A 5,308-nucleotide genomic window follows, 5' to 3' on the forward strand; every position below is an offset into this window, starting at 1 on the left:
ACGCTGCGCGCCAGCTGGAAGATCGGCTTCATCGTCGTGCCGCTGTGATAGACGAACTGCTGCAGATGCTGCTCGTACGCGTCCATGTCTTCGATCGGCCGCGTCGCGACGCCCGAATCCATCGCCGCCTTCGCGACGGCGGGCGCGATCTTCACGATCAGGCGCGGATCGAACGGCTTCGGAATCAGGTATTCCGGTCCGAACGACAGATCCTGAATGCCGTACGCGGTCGCGACGATGTCGCTCTGTTCCTGACGCGCCAGTTCAGCGATCGCGTTCACCGCGGCGATTTCCATTTCGCGCGTGACCGTCGTCGCGCCTGCATCGAGCGCGCCGCGGAAGATGAACGGAAAACACAGCACGTTGTTGACCTGATTCGGATAGTCGGTGCGGCCCGTCGCGAGCACCGCATCCGGCCGCACTTCGAGCGCGAGTTCCGGCAGGATTTCCGGCGTCGGATTCGCGAGCGCGAGGATCAGCGGCTTGTCGGCCATCACCTTGACCATTTCCTGCTTGAGCACACCACCCGCTGACAGCCCGAGGAAAATATCCGCGCCGCCGATCGCCTCGGCGAGCGTGCGCGCATCGGTCTCACGCGCGAAGCGTTCCTTGTCCGGGTCCATCAGTTCGACGCGGCCCTTGTAGACGACGCCGGCGAGGTCGGTCACGAGAATGTTCTCGAGCGGCAGCCCGAGGTCGACGAGCAGATCCAGGCACGCGAGCGACGCGGCGCCCGCACCCGACGCAACCAGCTTCACGCTCTTGATGTCCTTGCCGACCACCTTCAGACCGTTGGTGACCGCGGCCGCGACGACGATCGCGGTACCGTGCTGGTCGTCGTGGAAGACCGGAATCTTCATCCGCTTGCGGCACTCGCGCTCGACGATGAAGCAGTCGGGCGCCTTGATATCTTCGAGGTTAATCCCGCCGAAAGTCGGCTCCAGCGCCGCGATCACGTCGACGAGCTTGTGCGGGTCCGACTCGTTCAGCTCGATGTCGAACACGTCGATGCCGGCAAACTTCTTGAACAGCACCGCCTTGCCTTCCATCACCGGCTTCGATGCCAGCGGCCCGATGTTACCGAGGCCGAGCACCGCGGTGCCGTTCGTCACGACGCCGACGAGGTTGCTGCGCGCGGTAAAGCGCGCGGCGTTCAGCGGATTCTCGACGATTGCCTCGCACGCGAACGCGACGCCCGGGGAGTAGGCCAGCGCGAGATCGCGCTGGTTGATCATCTGTTTGGTCGGTGCGATCGCGATTTTCCCCGGTGTGGGGAACTCGTGATAATCCAGTGCGGCTTCGCGGAGTTTGATTTCGGCGGGATTCGACATGACGTCCCTTGGTTAATGGCATTGGCAGATAATGCTAATGATATTATCACGTCACCGGCATGCGAAGAGAGGCGCGCCAGACATGCCTCCGACGTACCGCGCAGGAAACTTTCGCGCCCAGGCAAGGTATGCCAGCACCCAGTAACGGAATAAGGGAAAGCTCCGATGAATTCAGCCGCACGCGACCACACCCGAGGGGAACTGCATCTGCATCCCGCCGCTGTCAGCTTGTCCGGCGAAGAAGCGCAAGCGGATCGCGAAGTCATTCTGCAGGCATCGCCCGATGGCAGAACTGTCGTGCTGATCGAGGTCGAGCAGCGTTTCAGCGACCATCACGCGACAGGGCCCGAGCAGAAGGTCCGGCACGAAATCCCGGTGGCAGAGCTGATCCAACTGATCCGGGCGCACGGTGCCCGTCTCTAGGACAGGGATCCCCCCGGGGACGGTAGGGGCACGGCTTGAGCAGAGAGTCTCAACCCGGACGCCTGTATTTAAAGGAGCGACGGCGTGATGAAAAAGGCGGTGAACGAGGATCCGGTAGCCGACGCCGGCGCGGACAGCATCGAGATAACGACGCAGCGCGTGGGCAACGACGCTACAGGTCGGGTGGTACTGACCAGCACGACGAAAAATGCGCTCGCAGTGATGCTGAATGAAGCGCAAGGCGCACGGCCAGCGATCGGAATGGGCCAACCCGTCATCCGTCAGAGCCGGTCGAAAGCAAGGCAACCTATACACGAAGCTCAGGCTGCAGGGGCGGATGACGCTGTCGAGGAAAATGACGATGGTCGCTCTGGCCTGCGCGCGCTGATCAAACTGGGTAGCGAACGCGGTTTTGTCATCCGGGGGGAGATCAGCGATTGTCTGCCCGACCACCTCATGCAACCGGACGTGATCGAGAATGTGATCAGAACTTTCAGCGACGTGGGCATCGCTGTATTGGAACAGGCACCGGACATCGAATCCATGGTGATGAACGATGATGCGATCACAGTTTCATCCGACGATCACGTGGAGGAAGAAGCGGCGGCGGTAATCTCGAATGTGGACTCAGAGTTCGGCCGCACTACCGATCCGGTACGGATGTACATGCGCGAGATGGGTGCCACAGAACTCCTTACCCGTCAGGGCGAGATTGCGCTTGCGAAACGCATCGAAGAAGGCCGCAACGACATGATCCAGGCCATATCGTCATGCCCGACAATAATCGCGGACATACTGACGACCGCTGAGGCAGTTGCCTGCGGCGCCACACCCGTCGAAGAGTTCGTCGACGGGATGGCCGACCTCACTGCAGTGGAGATTGACGATGTTGATGCAGCCGTAGAGGAAAGCATCGACGACGATCCGGTCTCCGACGAGGAACACGGCGACGAAGACGGCGTTGCGGTTGCATCCGCCATCGAGCACAGCGAGACCCTGAAGCGCGATGCACTTGCGACGTTTGCGAACGTAGCCGGCTGGTTCGAGAAATTACGCGACGCATACGAAACCGAGGGCTACGGTTCCGGGGGGTATCGCACTGCGCAGGTGGCTATCAAGGCTGAACTGATGACGGTCCGTTTCACGGCGCGTACGATCGAACGTTTATGCGGCGCGTTGCGGGTGTCGGCCGACGAGGTCCGAACCGTCGAGCGCGAAATCGCGCGGATCACGGTTGATCGGTGTGGCGTGCCTCGCGACATGTTTGTCGCGGATTTCCGGGGTAACGAGACCAACCTGGAATGGTTGCAGCCACTCATCGCAGCGGGGCACCCGTTCAGCCGCCCACTGGAGCGAAGCCTCCCGGCGATACGCCTGGAGCAGGAAAAACTGGTCGCCCTGCAAAAGCGTGTCGTGCTGCCGCTTGACGATTTCCGGGACGTCTGCCACGCGATGACCGCCAGCGAAATGAAAATGCGGCGCGCAAAGGGCGAGATGATCGAGGCGAATCTGCGGCTGGTGATCTCGATAGCGAAGCGGTTCACGAACCGCGGCCTCCTGTTTCTCGACCTGATACAGGAAGGCAACATCGGCCTGATGCGCGCCGTTGACAAGTTTGAATACCGCCGCGGGTACAAGTTCTCCACCTACGCGACCTGGTGGATCCGGCAGGCCATAAGCCGGTCAATCTCGGATCAGGCGCGCACCATTCGAATCCCTGTCCACATGATCGACTCGATCAACAAACTACAGCGGATTTCTCGCCAGATCCTGCAGGAGACCGGACAGGAACCCGACGCGGCAGAGCTGGCAGAGCGGATGGATCTGCAGGAAAACAAGATCAGGGCAATGCTGCGGATCGTCAGGGAGCCGGTTTCTCTCGACGCGTCCGTGGGAGAAAACGACGACACGTCCATTGGCGATCTGATCGAAGACCCTGCGGCCATATTGCCCGACGATGCCGCTCTGCACGCGAGTATGCGGGATGCCGTCAGCGAGGCGCTCACGATGTTGACGCCGCGCGAAGCGAAGATTCTTCGCCTGCGTTTTGGTATTGAGAGCGGCAGGGATCACACACTGGAGGAGCTCGGACAGCAGTTTGAGGTGACGCGTGAACGGATCCGCCAGATTGAAGCCAAGGCATTGCGCAAGCTGCGCCACCCGGCCCGGGCTGCACGATTGAAGTCGTTCCTGGGCGAGGACTAGAAACCGGATGCAAAACCCGGCCCTCCGGGGCCCTGTACACCGCACGACAACTCACAGGCAACGACGCACGCCAATCGAGGACCAGTGATCAGGAACTGCTGCTTCGCGAGGACCGGTGGACCGGGATCCGCATTGATGCGTAATCCCGACAGGGCGTCCGATGCCCATTCTCCGCAAACGCTGCTGGCGACTGCGCGCAGGCACCTGGCAGGAAGCGTCGGTTGCGTGACACGGTGGCGAAGCTCGCCGTCAGGCGACGGAAACGAACGGCAGCCCGCGTTACGCGCTCACCGGCATCCGCAGTTATCGTTGCGCAGTTAACGCGTGGGCAGATACACCATGAGCACCGAAAAAATCAATCTCGACATTCACAAGATTCTCACGCTGCTGCCGCATCGCTATCCGGTCCTGCTCGTCGATCGGGTGCTCGAACTTGAGCCACACAGGAGCATCAAGGCGGTGAAGAACGTGTCGATCAATGAGCCGTACTTCATGGGCCACTTCCCGAAACGTCCGGTCATGCCCGGCGTGTTGATTCTGGAAGCGCTCGCGCAGACGGCGGCGCTCCTGACCTTCTCGGGAGAGCCGCACGATCCAGCCAGTACGCTGTATCTGTTCGCCGGCATCGACAACGCGCGGTTCAGGCGCGTGGTTGAACCGGGCGACCGTCTTATCCTTAACGTCACGTTCGAGCGGCACATGCGCGGTGTCTGGAAGTTCAAGGCACTCGCTGAGGTGGATGGTGTGATGGCTGCGGAAGCCGGTCTGATCTGCACGGTCAGGCACACGGAAGGGAACAGCCAGTGAGGCGCCGGTAAACGTCGAAATGGCATCCAGATAACGCACCGGAAACGAAGGCGCATGCCCAAGACTCGTGCCATTGTGGTCGTTCAGCCGGGTGTCAGGTGGGCCCTTCCGCGATTCTGGTCAGACGGTGACGCGGCAAACAGGACGCGGCCCAACGGAAGTGGCGGCCGCGCTAAAGGCGTGACGACCTTGCTTCCGGCGCCGCGTTGCGCTACCCGGCAGGCTCTTCTTGATCGGTTCAACAATCTCGGGACTGGCGGGGGGCACGTCGCCCGGTGTCAATATCGGACGTAATTTTCCCCCGTGGGATGCATTGAATTCTGACCCACCCGTTGGACCAGCTTTGCGGGTTATCCGGTGGGCGTCTGGGTGTCTGGGTCTTCCTTCTCTCCTTCTTTGGCTGTGCCGCGCCGCTCGTAAGCGGCTCGCGACGGCCGTTGCCGATCTCGCGCACGCGTGAGGCATGATGAGAGTCTCGATGGTGAGGGGGAGATCACGTGAGATCGTGTCCATGATCGATCATGGACACGATCGATCTGGAC

The 5,308-nt window shown here is 61.4% G+C and carries 4 protein-coding genes; 3 read left to right on the top strand and 1 reads right to left on the bottom strand.

Features of this window, described 5'->3' with window-relative positions:
* Positions 1-1,331: malic enzyme-like NAD(P)-binding protein (locus tag ACREXZ_RS30600; protein WP_431767873.1), on the bottom strand; the 1,331-nt coding region annotated here is incomplete at its 3' end.
* Between the two features lie 165 nt (positions 1,332-1,496).
* Between ACREXZ_RS30600 and ACREXZ_RS30605 the strand changes: the two genes are divergently transcribed.
* The 3 genes from ACREXZ_RS30605 to fabZ all read left to right on the top strand — a co-directional run bounded on the left by ACREXZ_RS30605 (position 1,497) and on the right by fabZ (position 4,766).
* Positions 1,497-1,754 (top strand): hypothetical protein, encoded by a 258-nt coding sequence (locus ACREXZ_RS30605; protein WP_431767874.1) that lies wholly within the window; start codon positions 1,497-1,499, stop codon positions 1,752-1,754.
* A gap of 87 nt (positions 1,755-1,841) precedes the next feature.
* On the top strand, positions 1,842-3,959 hold the full coding sequence (gene rpoD / locus ACREXZ_RS30610) for an RNA polymerase sigma factor RpoD (RefSeq protein WP_431767875.1): 2,118 nt from the start codon (positions 1,842-1,844) through the stop codon (positions 3,957-3,959).
* Positions 3,960-4,298: 339 nt separating this feature from the next.
* Positions 4,299-4,766: a 3-hydroxyacyl-ACP dehydratase FabZ gene (gene fabZ, locus ACREXZ_RS30615; protein ID WP_431767876.1), complete on the top strand. Its 468-nt coding sequence runs from the start codon at positions 4,299-4,301 to the stop codon at positions 4,764-4,766.
* The last annotated feature ends 542 nt before the right edge of the window (positions 4,767-5,308 follow it).

This window comes from Paraburkholderia sp. (assembly GCF_050742655.1).
Taxonomy (GTDB): domain Bacteria; phylum Pseudomonadota; class Gammaproteobacteria; order Burkholderiales; family Burkholderiaceae; genus Paraburkholderia.

Excerpts from the sequence above, each read along its gene's own strand:
- fabZ (WP_431767876.1), top strand. The coding sequence starts at position 4,299 with ATGAGCACCGAAAAAATCAATCTCGACATTCACAAGATTCTCACGCTG.
- ACREXZ_RS30605 (WP_431767874.1), top strand. The coding sequence starts at position 1,497 with ATGAATTCAGCCGCACGCGACCACACCCGAGGGGAACTGCATCTGCAT.
- rpoD (WP_431767875.1), top strand. The coding sequence starts at position 1,842 with ATGAAAAAGGCGGTGAACGAGGATCCGGTAGCCGACGCCGGCGCGGAC.